This is a genomic window from Bdellovibrio bacteriovorus (genome assembly GCF_025558485.1).
GTDB classification, from domain to species: Bacteria; Bdellovibrionota; Bdellovibrionia; order Bdellovibrionales; family Bdellovibrionaceae; genus Bdellovibrio; species Bdellovibrio bacteriovorus_G.
Genome location: NZ_CP102930.1, coordinates 2,984,393 through 3,003,895, shown reverse-complemented (window position 1 = coordinate 3,003,895; position 19,503 = coordinate 2,984,393). Strand labels below are relative to the sequence as shown.

General features: G+C 48.3%; 18 protein-coding genes. 9 read left to right on the top strand and 9 right to left on the bottom strand.

Translation table 11 applies throughout. The features are described 5' to 3' along the window. Nucleotide 1: 1 nt before the first annotated feature. Nucleotides 2-538: a flagellar basal body-associated protein FliL gene (fliL, locus tag EZJ49_RS14735; RefSeq protein WP_262552994.1), complete on the bottom strand. Its 537-nt coding sequence runs from the start codon at nt 536-538 to the stop codon at nt 2-4. 253 nt (nt 539-791) lie between these two features. Here fliL and EZJ49_RS14730 point away from each other — a divergent pair, with 253 nt between their 5' ends. The 3 genes from EZJ49_RS14730 (at nt 792) to EZJ49_RS14720 (ending at nt 2,382) form a co-directional block, all read left to right on the top strand. Next, nucleotides 792-1,073, top strand: coding sequence for a CsbD family protein (locus tag EZJ49_RS14730; RefSeq protein ID WP_262552992.1), 282 nt, complete (start codon nt 792-794; stop codon nt 1,071-1,073). A 33-nt stretch (nt 1,074-1,106) separates the two neighbouring features. Beyond that, on the top strand, nt 1,107-1,403 hold the full coding sequence (locus EZJ49_RS14725) for a hypothetical protein (RefSeq protein WP_262552990.1): 297 nt from the start codon (nt 1,107-1,109) through the stop codon (nt 1,401-1,403). Nucleotides 1,404-1,593: 190 nt separating this feature from the next. Continuing rightward, nucleotides 1,594-2,382 (top strand): murein L,D-transpeptidase catalytic domain family protein, encoded by a 789-nt coding sequence (locus tag EZJ49_RS14720; protein ID WP_262552988.1) that lies wholly within the window; start codon nt 1,594-1,596, stop codon nt 2,380-2,382. Nucleotides 2,383-2,393: 11 nt separating this feature from the next. On the opposite strand, the gene EZJ49_RS14715 is transcribed toward EZJ49_RS14720, so the two are convergent. Then, the gene (locus EZJ49_RS14715; protein ID WP_262552987.1) at nt 2,394-3,245 is read right to left on the bottom strand and encodes an inositol monophosphatase family protein; all 852 of its coding nucleotides are present in this window, start codon (nt 3,243-3,245) and stop codon (nt 2,394-2,396) included. Between the two features lie 133 nt (nt 3,246-3,378). Between EZJ49_RS14715 and EZJ49_RS14710 the strand changes: the two genes are divergently transcribed. Beyond that, entirely contained in the window at nt 3,379-4,173 is a 795-nt protein-coding gene (locus EZJ49_RS14710; protein ID WP_262552985.1) for an SPOR domain-containing protein, read from the top strand. A 61-nt stretch (nt 4,174-4,234) separates the two neighbouring features. Here the strand turns inward: EZJ49_RS14710 and EZJ49_RS14705 are convergent, their stop codons facing one another. Continuing rightward, nucleotides 4,235-4,831, bottom strand: a complete 597-nt coding sequence (locus EZJ49_RS14705) for a hypothetical protein (protein ID WP_262552984.1) — start codon at nt 4,829-4,831, stop codon at nt 4,235-4,237. After that, complete coding sequence (locus tag EZJ49_RS14700; RefSeq protein ID WP_262552982.1) at nt 4,831-6,159, bottom strand: hypothetical protein; 1,329 nt, start codon at nt 6,157-6,159, stop codon at nt 4,831-4,833. Before EZJ49_RS14700 ends, EZJ49_RS14705 begins: the two co-directional genes overlap by 1 nt. A 172-nt stretch (nt 6,160-6,331) precedes the next feature. Here EZJ49_RS14700 and EZJ49_RS14695 point away from each other — a divergent pair, with 172 nt between their 5' ends. Continuing rightward, nucleotides 6,332-8,635: an ATP-dependent helicase gene (locus EZJ49_RS14695; protein ID WP_262552981.1), complete on the top strand. Its 2,304-nt coding sequence runs from the start codon at nt 6,332-6,334 to the stop codon at nt 8,633-8,635. A 70-nt stretch (nt 8,636-8,705) separates the two neighbouring features. Next, nucleotides 8,706-9,200: a hypothetical protein gene (locus EZJ49_RS14690; protein WP_262552980.1), complete on the top strand. Its 495-nt coding sequence runs from the start codon at nt 8,706-8,708 to the stop codon at nt 9,198-9,200. Between the two features lie 73 nt (nt 9,201-9,273). On the opposite strand, the gene EZJ49_RS14685 is transcribed toward EZJ49_RS14690, so the two are convergent. Continuing rightward, nucleotides 9,274-10,107, bottom strand: coding sequence for a flagellin (locus EZJ49_RS14685; protein WP_262552978.1), 834 nt, complete (start codon nt 10,105-10,107; stop codon nt 9,274-9,276). A gap of 189 nt (nt 10,108-10,296) precedes the next feature. On the opposite strand from EZJ49_RS14685, the gene EZJ49_RS14680 reads away from it, so the two are divergent. After that, complete coding sequence (locus EZJ49_RS14680; protein ID WP_262552977.1) at nt 10,297-11,496, top strand: serine hydrolase domain-containing protein; 1,200 nt, start codon at nt 10,297-10,299, stop codon at nt 11,494-11,496. Here EZJ49_RS14680 and EZJ49_RS14675 read toward each other — a convergent pair. Beyond that, complete coding sequence (locus EZJ49_RS14675) at nt 11,472-12,659, bottom strand: KamA family radical SAM protein (protein WP_262552976.1); 1,188 nt, start codon at nt 12,657-12,659, stop codon at nt 11,472-11,474. The genes EZJ49_RS14680 and EZJ49_RS14675 overlap by 25 nt on opposite strands. A gap of 332 nt (nt 12,660-12,991) precedes the next feature. Between EZJ49_RS14675 and EZJ49_RS14670 the strand changes: the two genes are divergently transcribed. Then, nucleotides 12,992-14,386 (top strand): hypothetical protein, encoded by a 1,395-nt coding sequence (locus EZJ49_RS14670; protein WP_262552974.1) that lies wholly within the window; start codon nt 12,992-12,994, stop codon nt 14,384-14,386. A 65-nt stretch (nt 14,387-14,451) separates the two neighbouring features. On the opposite strand, the gene EZJ49_RS14665 is transcribed toward EZJ49_RS14670, so the two are convergent. From EZJ49_RS14665 to EZJ49_RS14655, 3 genes are all read right to left on the bottom strand, one after another. Beyond that, entirely contained in the window at nt 14,452-14,829 is a 378-nt protein-coding gene (locus EZJ49_RS14665) for a hypothetical protein (RefSeq protein ID WP_262552973.1), read from the bottom strand. A gap of 219 nt (nt 14,830-15,048) precedes the next feature. Beyond that, on the bottom strand, nt 15,049-16,437 hold the full coding sequence (locus EZJ49_RS14660; RefSeq protein ID WP_262552972.1) for an alginate export family protein: 1,389 nt from the start codon (nt 16,435-16,437) through the stop codon (nt 15,049-15,051). Nucleotides 16,438-16,447: 10 nt separating this feature from the next. Then, on the bottom strand, nt 16,448-17,092 hold the full coding sequence (locus EZJ49_RS14655; protein ID WP_262552970.1) for a co-chaperone GroES: 645 nt from the start codon (nt 17,090-17,092) through the stop codon (nt 16,448-16,450). A gap of 113 nt (nt 17,093-17,205) precedes the next feature. Here EZJ49_RS14655 and EZJ49_RS14650 point away from each other — a divergent pair, with 113 nt between their 5' ends. Beyond that, complete coding sequence (locus EZJ49_RS14650) at nt 17,206-19,494, top strand: transglycosylase domain-containing protein (protein ID WP_262552968.1); 2,289 nt, start codon at nt 17,206-17,208, stop codon at nt 19,492-19,494. The last annotated feature ends 9 nt before the right edge of the window (nt 19,495-19,503 follow it).

Below are 19,503 nucleotides of genomic sequence, written 5' to 3'. Positions count from 1 at the left end.
CTTAGTTATAGATAAACTCTGTGAAGAACACGTTTGAAATCTTCCCCTGCACCAGGAAAGAGTTGATGGTGTCCTTGATTTCACTTCTTAAACTGTCTTTACCTTCACGCGAGGAAACTTCCGCATAGGTCTTGCTGGAAAGGATAATAATAATGATATCGCGGATCTGGGCTTTACGCTTTTCCAGCTCTTCCATGACATGGGTGCCGGTCACTTCCAGTTCCATGTTCACCTTGGCCACCTGACGGCCCTTGGAGCCTGCCAGATTCACGATAAAGGTTTCAAGAGGGATCACCTTGCCGATGACTTCTTTTTCTTCAGTAGCCTCTTTATGTTGAGCTTCTGCCTCACCTTTAATGACATGTTCGATTTTAGGCTCTGCCGCCTCTTTTTTACGATTTGAATAGAGCATGAAGCCCACGCCTGCAACGACGAGCATATTAATGACCGCCAAGGCAATAAGTAGTATAGGCTTTTGTCCAGATCCCCCGCTCGGAGCCGACATTGCTTCCGATGCTGCCGCTTTTTCTTCAGCCACTTCATCCTCCATGATGAATGACCACGTAGTGGTCCTATCAAGATTGAAAGCAACAGAGATGCCAACAGGACCCAAGTCCTGTCAGTAAGACTGCGGTCCAACACATTTGATTTCAGGCAATTTTTGCCCCTGTGGTGAATGTTTGCCGGGTAGTAATTCTATGACAGTAGTCAAAGTTTTGGCGCAGAAATTTGACTATTTCGCCAAACAGGCGCCTGCTTAAAGTAAGTTAAATCCATTCAAGGAGGTACTTATGAACAAGGATATCTTCCAGGGAAAAATCAAAGAGATATCTGGCGAACTCCGTAAAAAATGGGGTGCCCTCACCGACGATGACATTCAAAAAACAAAAGGCAATTTGGAGGCCCTGAGCGGATTGGTTCAGCAAAAAATCGGCCTTACCAAAGAGGAAGCCTCCCGTCAGGTGAATGACTTCATGTCAGGGCTGGATAGAAAATTCGCCAGTGGCACGGAAAGAGCCGGCGACAAGGTGAACCAAAAAATCGACAACCTGAAAGATAAGCTGTCACACTAGAACATCCCGACTGTGGTCGAGGAAGGAGCATCTATGGACAAGCAAGCAATAGAAAACAAATTCGGGGACTTTTCCAGTGCCCTGAAACAGAAGTTTGCCGGTCTGAATTTGACCGATGAAGAAATCAAAAAAGCCCTGAAGAACCCTGACGATCTGGTGTCTCTGGTTTCCGCCAAAACCGGTATTTCCAGAGAAGAGGCCGACAAACGGGTTCATCAGGTTATGAGCACGGTCGGAATTGACGACGCCACCGTCAAAGGCTTCATGGAAAAATGGGGCGACAAAGTGGGCGATAAACTGGCTGACATCAAAAACAAACTCAGCCACTAAACCATTAGGTACGGACTTACTTTTGGTTGTGCAAAGGCGTTAGACGCATACGCACTACCAAAAGTAAGTCCGTACCTTTTTGAAGGCCTTTCTGCGGCACTTTTTTGTGTTTTCTTCCTGTCAAAAATCCTGACAGTTTCCATTCTGAGCCAGCCATAATATAACGGGTTTCTATTTAGTAGGAGACCCTATGAAGTTATATATGAATCTGTTGCTAGGTGGACTGATTTGCGCTGCGGGGCTGACAGCCCAGGCCCAATCCTCCGGAAATACCATCACAAAGAAAATCCTCAGCGCCGGAGTTCCTGCAGATGCGCTTTCCCGCCTGAATAAATTCATGTACGAAAATCGCGGCCGCAGCTTCAATCAGGACACTTATGTCTGTGAAGGTAAAGATCCTGCCAGTGTCCGCCCTTGTGAAGAAAATAAACGCAGCCGCAGCAGCAAAACAGTGACGCTGCATAATCCTCAGTATGTGGCGATCGTGGACTATTCAGCACCATCGACTCAGCGGCGTTTCTATTTCATCAATATGCGCACAGGTGATGTACAGAAATACTATACTTCCCATGGTATCGGCAGCGGTGAAGGCAATTACGCTTACAAATTCAGTAACACAAAAGACTCGCGCCAGACCTCTTTGGGTTTCTATCTGACAGGGGATATCTATTCAGGTTCTTACGGTAAGACCCTGCGCATGTATGGTCTGCAAAAATCCAATGACCAGGCTTATAACCGTGACATCGTGGTGCATGGCGCTTGGTATGTCGGTGAGGACTTTATCAATATGAAAAACCCCAAAACGGGGCAACCTTTTGGTCGCCTGGGTTTAAGCTGGGGATGCCCGGCCTTGTCCTTGTCCATGGCGGAAAAGCTGATTCCTTATCTGAAAGGTGGCAGTGTTATTTTTCACTACCACTCTTCCCTGCTGGATGAGGCTCAAAACGGCCGCTTGGTCGTTGGCAACAAACGGAACTAGTTCGTGACCTTTTAGTTGGTGCCTTCACTTAACCGAGGCACCAGCACTTTTTGCATCTCTGCCACCATCGCCGCATTTCCCGCCACAATTGAGTTTTTGTACGGAGTGTACTTGTCACCGCGATAAGTTTGCACAACGCCACCAGCTTCCTCCACCAGCAGAATACCCGCAGCCGCATCCCAAGGCTGGATGTTGCGTTCCCAATAGCCGTCAAACACGCCACGCGCCACCTGTGCAAGGTCGTAGGCCGCAGCCCCCGGGCGGCGAACCCCACGGCACTTGCGAACCATGTCGTCGAAAATACGCAGTTGTTCCGAGATCACGTGTTCGTGTTCAGAAACAAAACCTGTCGCCAACAGACCTTTTTTAAGCTCTGTATTTTTGCTGATGCTCAATGGACGTCCATTGACGAAAGCTCCCTGCCCGCGAATCGCAGTGTAGGTTTCTTTCAGGATCGGAACATCAATCACCGCCAACTGAATCTGACCGTCAATTTCCAACCCCAGACTGATGCAGAAAATCGGAAAGCGGTGAACATAGTTTGTGGTTCCATCCAGTGGGTCCAGTATCCAGCGCCCGTTTGGGCCGGCCTTGCTCCACGCGACGTTGGTCCCGGTTCCGTGAGATGCCGCAAAGGTTTCCTCGCCTAAAAATTCTATTTCCGGAAAATTTTTCTTAAGATGCTCTGCAATGACTCTTTCTGATTCTTTATCGGCTTCACTTACAAGACCTGCTTGGAATTTTTCTTCCACGTGCTCTAAGTTACCGAAATAATTGAGAAGCACTTCACGCCCCAGGCTCACAGCCTTGATAGCTTGACCTAAGACCTGCTTCCAATCCCTTGATTTTACGCTGTTTTCCACGCTTTCCCCTTTGGGCCGGACCCTTGGATGATTGACCAGTTTGGCGGATTAACGCTAACATGTTTGAAGGGCCAAAGGAAGGGCCCGAAACTTAAGCATTCAAGCGGGTTTAAAAATTATGAGGATTGAAAAAATGGGTTCTAAAATGGATGTCGTGGTAAAACTAACATTAGTTTTCTCTATCTCTTTGTTGTCTTTCTCTATCGGTATTTTTGCCGGCAAAAAGTATAGTGACAACCAACACGCTCTTTCCGCTCTAGAGCCGCAAAAGACTTCCCATACAGCTGAACGTGACGTGGCATCTGTGCCATCTCAGGAGCCTGCAACTGAAGGCAAAGTGGGCGCGATGACTGATGAAGAAATCGCCAAGCTTGCTGAAGAATTTGTTGCTGATGAAACAACTCCAATCGCAGCGGGTGAAGCAACAGCACCTGCAACTGAAGACCATCATGCTGATGTAGCTGAAAGCAAAACTGAAACAAACGTGGAACCAAAAGATCCACACAAACCAATGCCGATTAAAGCAGATAAAACTCCGGTGACTCAGAATCACGAACCATCCGAAGCCGCTAAAACTGTGGCTGCTGGCAAGTCCCCGGCATCTTTGGAAGCTGTCGATAAAAAAGTGGCTGCGAAAGAAGACCGTCTGCCGTCCTCGTTACCAAAAGACGTAGCGCAGTTCGCAGTGGGTAAATTCACTGTGCAAGTGGCTTCTTACGCTGACGAAGGTGAAGCGCAGAAAATGGCTTCTGACCTTAAAAACAAAGGCTACAGCGCCTTCTACGTTCCGGCGAATATCAAAGGCAAAACCTGGTTCCGCGTCAGTGTTGGTCAATTCGCCACACAAAAAGAAGCTCAAGCTTATCGTACAGAGCTTGTAACGAAAGCCAAAGTTGGCTCTGCAATTGTTCAGAAAATCACTGAATAGTTTTTAGTACCGCTTTTAAAATTCCTTAAAGAAGCCTCGCCACAAGCGGGGCTTTTTTATTTTATAAAGGCAGGACTAAGCCCAGGCGCAGGGCAACGCCAAAGACAGGATTGGGATCGAAGTCAGGGCCCATCAAAGCCCGCCCCTCCAAAGCCGCAGAAACACCGCCATAATGGCCGGTCATGAACAACTCAAGCCCGGCAGCAGCTCCGCCCATCACTTTCATTCCGGTCTTGTCACTGCGGGAGGAACCCATAAAGGTCGTAATCACTTCTTCCTCATAACCACCCACACCCGCGCCCAGATACACAATGCCGCGCATGTGTTCATCCGTCCCAGCCACCAGGTTGTAACGACCCCACATCAGCAGATCCTGATGTTTGCGTTCGACGGAAGATGTGCCATTGCCACTTTCATCAGAAAAGTGACTGTATTCAAACAGCACGCTGTAACGGCTGCGATGATAGCCCAGCCCGAAATTGACCGGCTGACGGCTTTCAAGATCCTGGGAATTGCCACGCTCGTAGCGCATTTCATAGGTCAACGGATACAGGGCCAGCAACGACACGGGGTCTTCGGCTTTGATCTTCATACGGGATTCCTGAGCCCCGGCGCCCCACGATACTGTCAGAATTAAAAATGCGATAAGAAGTTTCATTACATGACTTCCTGGGCACTGACTGTGTTGGCTTCAAGACTCAATCCATCCGCGTTCTTTTTGCAGGAATAGCGTGTGTTGGCTTCATCGGTGGAAACATTGATCACGCCAGCCAGAAACTCACATTCCGCCGGTTTCATTTCCGAAAGTTCTTTGGCAAAACTCATGACATACTTTTCAGCGCGATAGTACGGAGTTTCACTTTCAACCAGTTCCGTTTTCAGAGTGCTTAGGGTGCGCAGAATGACTTTGGCCACTTCTTTGCGAGCAACCAGGGATTCCAAGCCACGTTCTTTGGCTGAAACTTCCGTAAAGCTTTTCAGCATGCGGGAAAACTGCGTGCCGATAACATAAGCGTAACCTGTCACATAGCTTTCAAATTTTTTGGAGTCGCCAGCTTTGTAAAATACCTGAATGCTGTTTTTAACTGTGCCTGCACTTGGCAGTTCATAAGTCGCAAAAATCCCGTCCACGTTCATGGAGCGATTCATTTTTTCTTTCGGCAGCGACTGGGCGATGAAGTCAGGATTTCCGGTGTACATCCAGCCCCAGTAATCTGCCAGGCCTTCGTTCAAACCACGAAGCATGGCCTGACGATAGTATTTTTGCAAATCCGCCTCTTCCAGATCGGCGCCTTCGATGTCAGATGGCTTCAGACGGCCCCGTGCTGCCAGATTTTCAGCCACAATCGGAGCTCCAACGAAATCTTCCAGAGTGTGCGCGGTGGCTTTGGATTCTGCCGTGTTTTTAATAACAACTTTGTAGAACAGAGAATGGAAGTGTTCGTGCGCCAGAATACCGCCGTTGATTGCAATCGGAAGACCGGCTTGATTGTATGGCACCACCAGCATGGAATCCGTGTCACCGTCATAGTAGGCATTATTATTCTGCCCACCTTTAACACGAACGCCGACACCCACATCACGTGGCCAAGTGTTAATACCACCAGCCCCCAGTTCATCATCCAACTGGGCCAAACGCTGCGTGTGTGCATAGATTGCCACAAGCTGCTGGGTCATTTCGTTGGCAGGAATAAACTCGCCTTCTTGATTTTTGATAAAACGACTGACCGCCGGGCGGCCTGTAAGTTTACCCTTCACAATGCGAGGACTCATAAAGAAGCGGACAAATTTTCCGGAAACGGTTTGCAGATCTGTGATCCCACGCAAATCCACTGTTTGCAGAGCATAACCGGACTTGGAGTCCGACTGCGGAGCCAGAACCCGGACTGTCCCTTTTTCCTCGGCCGTTTCTGACTGAGGAGCGCAGGCACTCAATGTCCCTACAGCTAAAATTGTTGCGGTGATCCGGCTAAAAACGCGCTTCACAAAGTCCTCTCTAAGCTCTATAAACGGGAGGGTTCTCTCGCTCACTTGACCTATTGCGTTATAGTTATAGTGAAAAAACTCCAAAACCTCAATAAAAACTTAGAGATAGACAAACTTTGTCAGTCTCACTACAAGTTTGACAGCCCCCAGAACGCAGGTGAAGGAAGCCGCCATGGATGTACTTGATTTTGTTACAAAAAATCTGAACCCCGCCCAGAAGGATGCCGTTGAAACTCTGGAAGGCCCTTTGCTTATTCTTGCCGGTGCTGGTTCTGGCAAAACCCGGGTGCTGACCCATCGTATGGCCAATATCATCGGCCAAGGGGTCGCGGCCCCGGATGAGATCCTTTGCGTGACCTTCACCAATAAGGCTGCCAAAGAGATGGAACACCGTATTTACAAGATTCTGTCTGATATGGGTGCCATTGTTCATTCCCAGCTTTGGATCAGCACTTTCCACAGTTTCTGCGTGCGCGTTTTACGCCAGCATATCACTTTGCTCGACTACAAACCTTTCTTCGGAATCTATGATTCTTCCGATCAGCTGAGCCAGATCAAGAAGGTCATGACAGCTCTGGATATCAACGACAAGATGTATCCGGCCAAGAGTTTTCAAAGCCGTATTAGTAGCGCAAAGATGATGGGGCTTTCCCCGGAAGGACTGGAGAAATCCTCCAAACGCCTGATGGATCAAAAGACCGTGCAGGTTTACAAGGCCTATGAAAACGAGATGAAGAAGGCCAACAGTCTGGACTTCGATGATCTGCTGTTAAAGACCTACGACCTTTTCCGCATGTATCCGGATGTGTTGCAGATGTATCAGAAAAAGTTCCGCTACATCATGGTGGATGAATATCAGGACACCAATCACATTCAGTACCTGCTGGTGCAAATGCTGGCGTCTGCTCACCGCAATCTTTGTGTGGTCGGTGACGAGGATCAATCGATCTACAGTTGGCGTGGTGCGGATATTAAAAACATTCTGGATTTTGAAAAAGACTTCCGCGACGCCAAGGTGGTGAAGCTGGAGGAAAACTATCGTTCTTCCGCAAATATCGTGAATGGCGCCACGGCGGTTATTAAAAACAACTCGCAACGCAAAGACAAAACTCTTTTCACGTCCAATGATGCGGGTGATTTGATTCACGTGCGCGAGGAAAAAAACGAATACGAAGAAGGCCGCTTCGTGGCCAAGACCATTCAGTCCATGATGAACGAAGGCGAAGGGTCTTATAACGATTATGCGATCTTCTATCGCACCAATGCCCAGTCCCGCGTGTTGGAAGAACAGCTTCGTACCATGGGCATTCCATACCGTCTGGTCGGTGGTGTGCGCTTCTATGAGCGTATGGAGATCAAGGACATGCTTTCTTACATGAAGCTGTCCATCAATCCGGCGGACGATATTGCTTTGAAACGTATCATCAATGTTCCGGCCCGCGGTATCGGCAAAACCACTATCGAAAAAATTGAAGAATACGCAGCTCAAAAAAACATCAGCATGTTCGAGGCCGCTTTCAAAGCCTGTGACGAACGTATCTTCAATGCGGGAACAACCGGAAAAATCCGTCGCTTCCTGGAATTGATGACTGAGCTTCAGACGAATGCCAAAGACTTCAAACTGGTGGACTTCTACCACATCGTTCTGGATCGCACCGAATATCTGGCGGCCCTGAAGAAGGATGAATCCCCAGAAGCTCAGGCGCGTATTGAGAACTTGGAAGAATTGGACAATGCCATTGCTCAATTTGCCAAAGAGCGTGGAGAAGAATCCACCCTGACCAGCTTCCTTGAAGAGATGGCCCTGGTGAATGATGTGGATTCCTTGGATCAGGAACAGAACTCTGTCACGATGATGACTTTGCATATTTCCAAAGGTTTGGAATATCCCTATGTCTTTGTGGTGGGGTTGGAAGAAAACTTATTCCCAAGTGCTCGCAGTGCTGAAAGTGACAGCGAAGAAGACGTCGAGGAAGAACGCCGCCTGGCTTATGTCGGCATGACCCGCGCGCGCCAAAAACTGTGGCTGACTTATGCAAAAATGCGCCGTGTATGGGGGCAGGAACAATTCAATCCTCCTTCCAGATTTATCAAAGAAATCCCGCAGAACCTGATCGACTTTAAAACTTCAGCGGAAGCTCCCCGCTTCGTTTCCCGTTATGGCTCAAGTTCATACGATTCAGACTTTGGCGGTGGTGCTGGCAAATGGGGTAATACTGGCGGCGGAGGCTATGAGCGCAACAAGGCTCGCAGCCAAAGCTATGATGATGTGCAGGACTTCCCGGATTACGACGGTGATGGATCTTCTGGCAGCGCACCGTTTTCAAAAGGTATGCGCGTCAGACATCCCACCTTTGGTGTCGGCACTATTTATGCGACGGAGGGAACTGGCGAAAACTTCAAGGTCAGCGTCATGTTCACTGACAATACCGTTAAGAAGTTTGTCGTGAAATACGCCCGACTGGAGCGCGTCTAAGCGCGTTTTGTGTTGCCAAAAACTTGAATCCTGACAGACTTCTTTGGCGTACAAACTAAAGGAGTCTTTAATGAAAAAACTAATCGTGGCTTTGTGCCTTCTTTCCTCTTCCGTATCTTTTGCGGCTAGAAATGTTGCTTCTTATTCCGGAAAAACTGCCAGCATCAACCTGGGCATGTCCAGCTCTGCTTTGAACATCGGTGGCAGAATGGAATTCGACAACGATCAGGGTGCTTTGGGTGCTTACATCTTCCTGCAAACTGAAAAGAAAGATGCAGGCGTTCCACAAGTTCTGACTTTCGGTGCTCACTCCATGCTAAGACTTGTTGAATCCACAAATGCGACGGCTTATCTGGCTCCGGGTTTTGGTATCTCCATGATCAAAATGGACGGTATGGATGATAAAACCGTTGTGGGTCCAAGCTTCCGTTACGGCGGTCAGTTGAAACTTCCAAACGGCGCGGGTGCTTTGGGTCTTGAGCGCCTTGAAGCATGGAACTGGTTCGACAGTGACTCTGCCTCCAGCGTGGCGTTCACGTCTGTGGTTTATTCTTTCAATTTCTAATTGTCAGAATCTGATTTGAAAATAAAAAAGGGGATCTCAAACGAGATCCCCTTTTTCGTTAACGGAGTTTCGACTAGCCAATCAGCTTCAGCGCCAATTGATTTGCCTGATTTGCTTGCGACAGAACCGAAGTGCCTGCCTGCAATAAAATATTATTTCTAACCATCTCACTGGAAACCGCCGCCACGTCAGTGTCACGAATTCGACTGTTGGCCGCAGACAGGTTTTCCTGAGTCACGCCCAGATTATCCACCGTTGACGTCAGACGATTCTGCAAGGCTCCCAGATAAGCCCGGGTGCCACTGACATTTGTCTGCGCATCATCCAGTCTTTGCAATGCTGTTTGGGCTCCTTCTTTCGTGGAATAATCCAAACCTTCAAGCCCCAGTGCATCCAAAGTAGCGGCATGTTTTCCCGCCTCAAAAGAAATTCGGTCTGCAAAAGGATCGTTGCCGATGCCCACCTGAAAATCAAAATTCGGTGCCGAGCCATCCAAAAGCTTGGTTGTTCCCCATGTTGTGGACTTCGCAATTCTTTGCATTTCACTGGTCAACTGCTGCACCTCTTTGTTCAGCATACCACGCTCGGTTTCACCCACAGTATCGGATGCCGCCTGAATGCCCAGTTCGCGCAGACGCACGATGATGTTGCCAACTTCGTTCAAACCGCCTTCGGCCGTTTGAATCATCGAAATACCATCATTGGCATTACGCTGAGCCTGTGCCGCAGAACGAATCTGCGCCTTTAGGCCTTCAGAAATCGCCAGACCCGCAGCATCGTCCGCAGCCTTGTTAATACGACTTCCTGAAGCGAGTTTCGCCATCGAATCGTTAACGACCCTTTGCGCACCCACCAGGTTTCTTTGTGCATTGAGTGCCGCAATGTTGGTTGTTACTCTCATTCCCATTTCTTATCCCTCGATTGTTCCATACAAAACTTTTCGGGAGTTCAGCACAGTACTTCACAAGACTATTGAATGAATTTTACCAGTCGTTAACAATATCTCTCCTCTGCAAAGGGCCAAGTATTCCACGAAAATTTGTTTTCTTTCCCGGAAAAATACATCAACCTGTCTCATACCGAGAAGGAGTCTTTGATGAAATCTTTCATGCTAATGTCTGCGCTTGCGCTGACCTTGATATCTTGTGCATCCAAAACCACCAAAACCAAGACCGTCGATGAGGCCGGAGCCTTTATCGCAGGTTACATTGAAAGACACAATATTCCGGCGGCCTCCCTGGCCATTTCCCACAACGGACACATCGTGCTGCAAAAAGGATACGGATACGCTGATGTCGAAATGAAAATGGCACCAGCTCCGAACACGGTCTTCCGCATCGCCAGTGTAAGTAAACCCATCACGGCAGTGGCTGTCTTTAAGTTATTGGAAGATTCAGACAGGGATCTGCAAACAGCTTTGGACAAACCCGTCTTTGGAAAAAATGGATACCTGCCGCAATATAAAAAGATCAAGGACGCCCGTATTCTGAAAATCACTTTGCGGGACCTTCTTCAACATACAGGGGGCTGGAATTCTGAATCCTATGATCCACAGTACGATGTTTATCATATCGCGAAGAAGATGAAGACCGCCGTTCCTGCTTCCGGTGATACCGTGATTCGCTATGTGCTTCAGTATAAGAAATTAGACGTCGATCCGGGCAAAGAATATCACTACTCGAATCTGGGCTATAATATTCTGGCCCGCGTGATCGAATCGTTAAGTAAAATGCCTTACGAACAATACGTACAGGAAAAAATCTTTGCCCCCATTGGTATTGTGGATATGAAAATTGCCGGCAATACATTAAAAGACCGCCTGCCATTGGAAGCTCGCTATTACGATGACCCAAGATATCCGCAGCCTATCTCTGTTTTCGACAACAAAACCAAAGGACCACAGGCTTACAATGGCTTTGCCTTCCACACTATGGATGGCCATGGCGGCTGGCTGGCTACACCAACAGATCTGGTGAAATTTGCTGATGCCGTCACTCCGGGGGCTGGGAAAGTTCAGTTGCTAAAACCTGAAACCATCAAGGTGATGACAACGGCCAATCCGGCAACAGGAAATCCCACGGCCTCTTTGGGTTGGGTTTCCACTGAAGACGGAAAATCCATTGCACATGCCGGAGCTTTGGAAACCAGCACGCTTTCCTATTTGAATCGCCGTTCAGATGGAACCACCTGGGCTGTGATCTTCAATCGACTGCCAGTAAAGGATCTTGCTGATATTGGTGTTCTTGCCCAGGACCTGATGTCAGGAATGGATCAGGCTTTACATGATTTTAAGTGAGCCCACTCTGCTTCGTACAAAGAAGCATCAGGTTTGCGAATTTTTTCCGGAGCAGGGCTGATATACTCGGCCTTGACTCCATCCCACCCGACATAATGACGAGTGCGCCCTTCCTGCCCCACTTCAAAGTTCGGAACAAGATAAGTTTTGCCACCGCCATTGGGGATATCCAAGGACAGATTCGGCATTGCCAAACCTGACAAATGCCCCCACAGCTCTTTTTGGATTTCCAAAGAATCTTCCACAGAGGTTCGCAAATGATCCGTGCCTTGTGATGGGTCACACTGGAACATGTAATAAGGCTTCACACGCAAGTAAAGTAAACGACGGTTCAGGGCCTGCACCAGTGCCGGATGATTGTTAATTCCGTTTAGCAAAACCATCTGGTTCATCACGGGAATGCCGTTATCCACAAGTCTTTCCAGAGCTTCAACTGCCTCTGCGGTCAATTCCGCCGGATGATTGAAGTGGGACATCAGGAAAACAGGCTTATGCTTTTTTATAATCTGCACCAGGTCGTCCGTAATGCGCATCGGGCACACCACCGGCATACGTGAACCAATACGAATAATTTCGACATGTTCAATCGCACGCAGATCCGTTAGAACGCGATCCAGTTGCTTGTCACTGACTGTCAGCGGATCACCACCGGACAGAATCACCTCGCGCAAACCTGTGTGCGCACGAATATACGCCAAGGCCTGTTCGTATTCTTCAATGCGAATAAAGGCCTGTTCTTGCCCGGTGAAGTGTTTGCGTGTGCAGAAACGACAGTACACGCTGCAAATATCAGTGATCAGAAAAAGCACGCGATCTGAATAGCGGTGAATCAAACGTGGCGCCGCCTTATTCACACGCTCACCCAAAGGGTCCAGCATCTGCTGATCACCCTCTTCGATTTCAAAGCGGTGTGGCATCAGAATCTGGCGCAAGGACTGCCCGTCCGGACTCTGCCGGGCAAGACTTGCATAGTAAGGAGTCGTGCGAACATTGAAGAGTTCTTTCCCATCCACAAAAGCGGCTTTTTCGTCTTCGCTCAAATCGAAGTGAGCCGCAAAGTCGTCCTGTGTTTTAAGTGAATGACGAAGCTGCCAAGTCCAATTATTCCAATCGGATTCAGCTATGGATTCAGGGCGTGGGCTTCGTGGGAAATGAAACTTCATGGCTGTTTTATGAAGGAAATGGTCCTATTTAGCAAGAAGAAGGCCCCTATCCATGGCAAAAAGTGACTGAAAGGGGCTCTTTTGAGGTCTTTCTGCCCACATCCCCGTGGCTTGTTTAACTATCTGAAAATCCGCAGGTTTTTATCATTCTCAGGGTGGGACACCACAAGTTCTACAGCCCCCGCCCGACAAAGCGCCATTCTCAACATGAGAACCTTTAGATATTCCACGCGTTTAGGGCCTCTGGCACAGACACCCGGTTTTGGCCCGGCCTTCGCTTTACATCTGTGTAGATAAAAGGGACTGGATGTTCCCTTCACACAGGAGGACTTATGAAATTCACATACCCACAAAAGAAATGGGTTCTGACAACGGCCTTGTTGGCTGTTTTAGGTGTTAATGTATCTTTAAACTCTCACTCTGACGGGATTGCTTCTGCAGACTTCGCTTCCACAAGCGGTGATCTAATGGAAAGCAAGGTTTACACCGCTGATGGTGTCATGCCCGTTAAATACATTGATAATGGGGATGAGGAAGTCCTTGCCCTGGTTCCAAAGAAAACAACTGAAGGTAAAATCTGCGAAGGCAAATGCGGATACGACACCATTACTTTGAGTGTTAAAAACAAATCCGATATCGACTCTTTAAATGTGGAGCTGATGAAGCAACTTGCCAAAGACTCTGCGGCTACGAAAAAGAAAGTCGTAAAGAAAGAGGAAGTTGAAGAAGAGGATGCGGTTGAGGAAAAGGAAGAAGTTGTCGTAAAAAAGAAAATCGACTATTTCGCTAGCATCCGCAGAGATTGCGGTTCCAACGAAACTGATTCCGAAAAACTATCCTGTTACTCTGACCGCCTGCCAGATCTTCTTTCTGAGAAAAAGAAAATCACCACTGCTGACGCCAATCAGTTCTTCAGCAAGGAAGTCCAGCCAGCTCTGTTGCGTAATCTTTCCGATGCCAGACAGGCAGCTTACATTGCGTCCCTGAGACAGCAACTGGGCTACACGGTTCCAAACACTGAAGATAATAGAGCAGCCATCCTGGAAGCACAGGACAGCCTGGATAACACCTTGAATAATCTGGAATCATTTATCGCTAAGATTCCTTCCGGATTTGAAAGCATCCGTCAAAAGGTCTTTATTGCTCAGGCTGAAGTTCTAAAATATGAAGCGACACTGGCTCAGGAAACTGCGAACAAAGCCAAGACGGCAACAGACGTAAATCAAAAAGGTGCTTTACTTCAAGAAGCAGACTCCCGCCTTGTCGGAACTCGACTGTTGGCGGATCGCTTGGTCTATACAAGTAACCAAGGTCTTAGCGACGGTAGGTATGCTGACAAACTGACTCAGACCAATGTTAAATCCTATCAGGAATATCTGTCTCAAAATATCCTGACTGCGATGGGACTTCTGGGTGGAACTACAGCTTTGCCAGCTCAGGTGACTGTGCCAGGCATTGATTTGAGCGCTCGCTTGCAGACTCCAGGTCGCGGTGCGAATATCGGCACAATCCCGGGCGTAACTCCGGTACAAAACTCTCAGATTGGTGTGATTCCTCAACAAGGGACAACAACAGCTCCGACTGCAACGAATCCAGTTTCTTCCAGAACTGGTGCGACAACACTGTCAGCCCCTCTGACTACAAGCGGTGGCGTGTCTTTCGGTGCACCTCGCGATGCTACAGCAGAAGCTTTGCAAATGAGACAACAGATTCGCGGTCGTCAGTAATAACCACCACGAACGAATAACTGAAAAGATCCTCCGAAGGGCCCACGATGGGCCCTTTTTTCTTTTTAGCGCATCATCACACGCAGGCGAACGGGTTCACGCGGACGCAGAGTGGACAGGTACATTCTGACATAGCGGACTTTGGATTTTTGGAACATATCGGATTGCTGCATTCCGAAGCGATAGTCCCCTTCCAAACGCCAGGCAGGCAGAGACCAACCGTTTTCGGTGATCACCTCGGCTCGCTGAATGCGGGCCCCACCCGGGTTCATAACTTGAACCATGATTTCCTGATATTCGACTTTGCTTTTGCGCAGAACGATCTGTTGATACACAGGATAATCGGCAAAGATAGTTTCATAAGCAACCTCGGTCCAAGCCTGAGCGGACGAGACAAACCCCGAAACGACTAGAAATACCGCCGATAAAGCAAAACTTTTCATGAAGAGCCTCCTGAAATTCTGATCTTACAAAGATCCCGGAGGTTGTCTAGATTGTTTTAAGGCAAAAAAAATCCCGGGGGACTTTCGCCCCCCGGGCCCTGCTCACCACCAAACAAGATGTTTCAAGTAGTCATCAAGCTGTCGTACAAGTTGCAATCGTGCTGTAATCAAAAGCTGATGGCGGCTTTAGATGCAAATCCAAATGTAAACCCGTTATCCTCAAAAGCTGATGGCGGCTTTAGATGCAAATCCAAATGTAAACCCGTTATCCAGGTCTCCTCCTGCACCGGTGCCATTTTTCCATGCTTCACCCGGGAACAGAAGTCCGACCTGATTCACCCACTGAATTCTATCACTGTGTTTGTAAACCACGTCGATATCCCATTCTAGGCCCAGATCTTTTGAAGAATCAACAGAAGAATTTTGGGTTTGCATCAATTGTGCATACACCAACGTGTTACGAAGATCGATTCTTTCGGACCAAGCATAGTTCACGGACGGAGCAAAGTAGATCGTGTTGCTGATGGATTCATCATCGGCAGAATCACCGATACTTCTTGTACCATCTTTAACCACATTGGTATTCAGGAAATCCTGACCACCCAAACGGTGGTTGAAAAGAAGCATGGCCACGTCATAGTTGCGGTTGAAGGCATATCCACCAAAGTCATTGGAAGAATCATTCCCTGTCGCCATACCCAAACGCACTCTGTAGTCCCATTTGGATTCTTTAGCCGGAACATTGAATTCCATCGCCAGACCGTAGCCGTTCAAACCAATGTCTTTCGTGCCATTTGTCACACCTGTTTCCCCAGATTGGAAGCCGGCTTCAAACTTAAAGTCGAAAGAATCAAATCCACGACCCAATACAAAGTTCGTTCTTTGAATGTTCGTATTGGAGTTAGCACCATCTCCACCATAGGCCGCGATCTGAGCCGCAGAATAATTCACAGCCTCTTTCACACCCTTGGTAGTTTCCTGATAGATACCAAGAAGAGACTTGTTTTCTTCGCTTTCATATTGAAGCTGGAAACCCATAGTCGTTACAGAACCACCCTGACCGAAGCCCGTGGACTGCTTGCGACCCAAAGACGGCATAAAGAACCAGTCACCCACAACGATTTTGTAAGCAACCATGTCACGTGTATCATACCAGTGATCAAACATGCCCTTGCCAGAGCTGTAAGTCATACCCAAACCAAAATCAAACGGCGCGCGACCCACAATCAAAGCACCATATTCCTGATTCACAGTCAGATACAACTGGCTGACTTTAACATCTGTGGAGCCTTGATTATTGGTATTACCTTGCGCACCTGTGTTCAAACCCCAGATGTCACCCAATTGAGAATTTGGATAAGCCTGGCTGTTTAAAATATCAAAACGGGAAACAACATTCACACCGTCAGCCGCGACAACTTTCGGGCTCAGGTAAAGATAGTTGGTGCCGTAAGCTTTTCTTTCTGTCGGAGTCCCCAAAGACGGACGATCCACCTCGGTCCATTCAAAACGGTAGCCCCCGCTCCAGTCCAAAGACATCGCATGAGCCGCTGGGGACAAAAGTGCCACAGAAAGACCCAATGCTTTCAGAAGATTCTTGTTCAACATTTTCATTCCTTTACTTAGAGACCACGCCCATCACATCGCCTTCGCGCAGAATGATGAGGTCTTCGTTTTGAATTTTGATTTTAGTGCCCGCATATTCAGAAAACACGACTTTGTCGCCCACCTGAACATCCATCGGACGCAAATGGCCCTTTTTGCTGATATGACCACGTCCCGCCGCAACAACATATCCCTGCAAATTGCCGGAAGTGTCCGCTACGGAGTCAGGGATGTACAAACCACCCGCTGTCATTTTCTCGGCCCCGGAAACCTGAACAATCAAACGATCATCCAACGGAGTCACAAAATCACTAAGATCCAGCTTTTTTGCCGGAGCCGTGTCTTTAATCAAATGAGCCGTTGGCATAGCAACAGCCTTTGGAGCCGGGGTCTTCTTGACGGCCGCCTTCTTGGCTGGAGCTTTTTTAACGACAGCTTTTTTCGGCGCCACCTTCTTTGTCGCAACCTTCTTCACAGCCGCTTTTTTTGCAGGTTTTTTAGCCGCTGGCTTCTTGGCAACAGACTTCTTCGCTGCGGCCTTTTTGGGTGCCGCTTTTTTGGTTGCAGATGATTTTTTAACTGGAGCTTTTTTGGAAGGCGTCTTTTTAACGGCCTTTTTTACATTGGCTTTTTTTGCAGAAGATTTCTTCTTAGCCACAAACAATCCTTTCACAAAGGCAACTTAATGAAAAACATTTCAAAGGTTGTTCAGCAAGTGAGTTTCGTACTACGCTGTTATCTATGTTGCGATCACGATTAAAGACTATTTTATTGGCTTTTACAATCCTTCTGACGCTTGTAATCATCTGCGGGCTTGGGATTGGCGTCTATTCCTACTTTGCTCTGGAGAAGGAACTTGTCTCCAAACTGGAGTCCAAGAAGTTCATTGTTCCGACAGAATTCTATGCGGCTCCGCCCACGTTTCAGACACAAAGTTTGATTCAGATTTCTGACGTTGAAAAACAACTTCTGCGCCAGAACTACCGCCGCCGCGAGTTCGATCAAAGAATTCTTCCCGGGGATTACTTCATTGCCACTCGCGACCAGTGTGCCGCCCGCCTGCAAGTCGGGCTTGATGACAATCAGGAGGCCTGCATTGGCTGGGTCACTCAGGATACGGCGACGCAAAACAGTGACAGCTCTCTACAGATTCTGGTGATCCAGAAGGACCGCCTGATTTCGCGCATCTTTAAGGGTGCGCCGTTCGTTGAAGTCACCGAAGCGCTCAGCGAAGCCCCCCTTCTTGCCCAATATATCGGCAACGAACCGCTGATGCAGAGAACAGTCAGCCTGGGTGAAGTTCCCCCGATGTGCTCCAATGCCATCATGTCCATCGAAGACGCCCAATTTCTGGAACATGGCGGAGTCAGCATCAAAGGCATCTTCCGGGCTTTGGTAAAAAATATCACCACGGGCCGCAAAGCTCAGGGCGGCAGTACCATTACCCAACAGTTGGTAAAAAACTACTTCCTGACCAGCGAGCGCACCTTAAAAAGAAAATATCAGGAATTCATCATGTCCATTTTGCTGGAATCACGTTTCAGCAAAGACCAGATTCTGGAAACCTATCTGAACATCATTTATCTGGGACAAAATGGAGCTTTCCAGGTTCGTGGCTACGGAGCCGCCGCCCGCTATTACTTCGGCAAAGAACTGACAGATCTGAACATCAGCGAATGTGCCCTGATGGCCGCCATCGTCAACAGTCCGGGTTTGTACAATCCATTCAAAAAACCCGTCAATGCGGAACGCCGTCGTCATCTGGTTTTGGATAAGATGAAAGGCTTTGATTACATTTCCGATGAACAGTTCAACGAAGCTGACCGCCAGCCTTTGCCAAGTGCTCCGCGCAGTATTGCCTCTGAAACAGCACCGTACTATCTGGATGCTGTCCGTAAACAACTTAGCAGTCAGGGTCTGAATCCAGACGGGCTTAGAATCTACACCGCGTTGGATCTTGAAGCTCAGGAGGTTGCACAGGATTCCCTGCGCAATCATCTGGAAAATCTTGAAAAGTCCAACAAACACATTTCCGGACTGAAAGCCAAGGGCAATGTTCTGGAAGGCAGCGTTCTGGTCGGCAACAACAAAACCGGGCTGGTCAGCGTAGTGGTCGGCGGACGAAACTTCCGCATGACTCAGTTTAATCGTGCCATTGATGGACATCGCCAGATCGGCTCCATCATGAAGCCGTTCGTCTATCTGACCGCCTTGATGAACAATAACGCGGAAACCGGTCAGCCTTACACCCCCATCACCCTGCTGAACGATGAAAAGTTCACGTACAAATATGAAGGTCAAGCATGGTCACCGGACAACTATGGCAAAAAATATTTCGGCTCCGTTCCGATGTTCTATGCTTTGAAAAACTCTCTCAATGCAGCAACAGCTTCTTTGGGATTGGCTGTGGGACTGGGAAATATCATTGATGTGACTCACGCTATGGGTGTGACTTCCGAACTGAAATCTTTCCCAGCCATGACTTTAGGGGCCTTTGAAATGTATCCCCGTGAAGTCCTGCAAAGCTATATGAGTCTGGCGGCAATGGGACAAAAGCCGGCTCTTTCCTTTATTCGCCGTGCCCTGAATGCTGACGGGCAGGAAGTATTTATTCACGACCCGCGCCTCACACCCACGGTTGATCCGGTGGCAGTGGCAAGCCTTGTCAGCATGATGAAACAGACTGTTTTATCAGGAACGGCCCGTTCTATCACACTTAATGGTTTCTTTAATCCTGCTGCGGGTAAAACAGGAACCACCAGTGACAACAAGGATGCCTGGTTTGCAGGTTTCACCCCGTACATCACCACGGTTGTGTGGGTGGGGTACGACAACAACCTGCCGCACAAGCTGACTGGCTCCAACGGGGCTGTCCCGGTATGGACTCAGTTTATGAAAAAGATGGGCACCCGCTTCCCGGCCGATGATTTCCCTTGGCCGGAAAATACTGAAAAAATCACGCTGGATCAGCAAACGCTGGAATCCCTGAATGCCTACAAAGAAGGTGATCCTACGCAAGTGGAGCTCATTTTTGACAAGGCCAAAGCTCCGGACCTTTGAACGGAAGTT

What these genes read in the sequence shown, in the direction of transcription:
- EZJ49_RS14730 (WP_262552992.1), top strand. Translation starts at nt 792, where the DNA reads ATGAACAAGGATATCTTCCAGGGAAAAATCAAAGAGATATCTGGCGAA.
- EZJ49_RS14725 (WP_262552990.1), top strand. Translation starts at nt 1,107, where the DNA reads ATGGACAAGCAAGCAATAGAAAACAAATTCGGGGACTTTTCCAGTGCC.
- EZJ49_RS14720 (WP_262552988.1), top strand. Translation starts at nt 1,594, where the DNA reads ATGAAGTTATATATGAATCTGTTGCTAGGTGGACTGATTTGCGCTGCG.
- EZJ49_RS14710 (WP_262552985.1), top strand. Translation starts at nt 3,379, where the DNA reads ATGGGTTCTAAAATGGATGTCGTGGTAAAACTAACATTAGTTTTCTCT.
- EZJ49_RS14705 (WP_262552984.1), bottom strand. Translation starts at nt 4,831, where the DNA reads ATGAAACTTCTTATCGCATTTTTAATTCTGACAGTATCGTGGGGCGCC.
- EZJ49_RS14695 (WP_262552981.1), top strand. Translation starts at nt 6,332, where the DNA reads ATGGATGTACTTGATTTTGTTACAAAAAATCTGAACCCCGCCCAGAAG.
- EZJ49_RS14690 (WP_262552980.1), top strand. Translation starts at nt 8,706, where the DNA reads ATGAAAAAACTAATCGTGGCTTTGTGCCTTCTTTCCTCTTCCGTATCT.
- EZJ49_RS14685 (WP_262552978.1), bottom strand. Translation starts at nt 10,107, where the DNA reads ATGGGAATGAGAGTAACAACCAACATTGCGGCACTCAATGCACAAAGA.
- EZJ49_RS14680 (WP_262552977.1), top strand. Translation starts at nt 10,297, where the DNA reads ATGAAATCTTTCATGCTAATGTCTGCGCTTGCGCTGACCTTGATATCT.
- EZJ49_RS14675 (WP_262552976.1), bottom strand. Translation starts at nt 12,659, where the DNA reads ATGAAGTTTCATTTCCCACGAAGCCCACGCCCTGAATCCATAGCTGAA.
- EZJ49_RS14670 (WP_262552974.1), top strand. Translation starts at nt 12,992, where the DNA reads ATGAAATTCACATACCCACAAAAGAAATGGGTTCTGACAACGGCCTTG.
- EZJ49_RS14665 (WP_262552973.1), bottom strand. Translation starts at nt 14,829, where the DNA reads ATGAAAAGTTTTGCTTTATCGGCGGTATTTCTAGTCGTTTCGGGGTTT.
- EZJ49_RS14660 (WP_262552972.1), bottom strand. Translation starts at nt 16,437, where the DNA reads ATGTTGAACAAGAATCTTCTGAAAGCATTGGGTCTTTCTGTGGCACTT.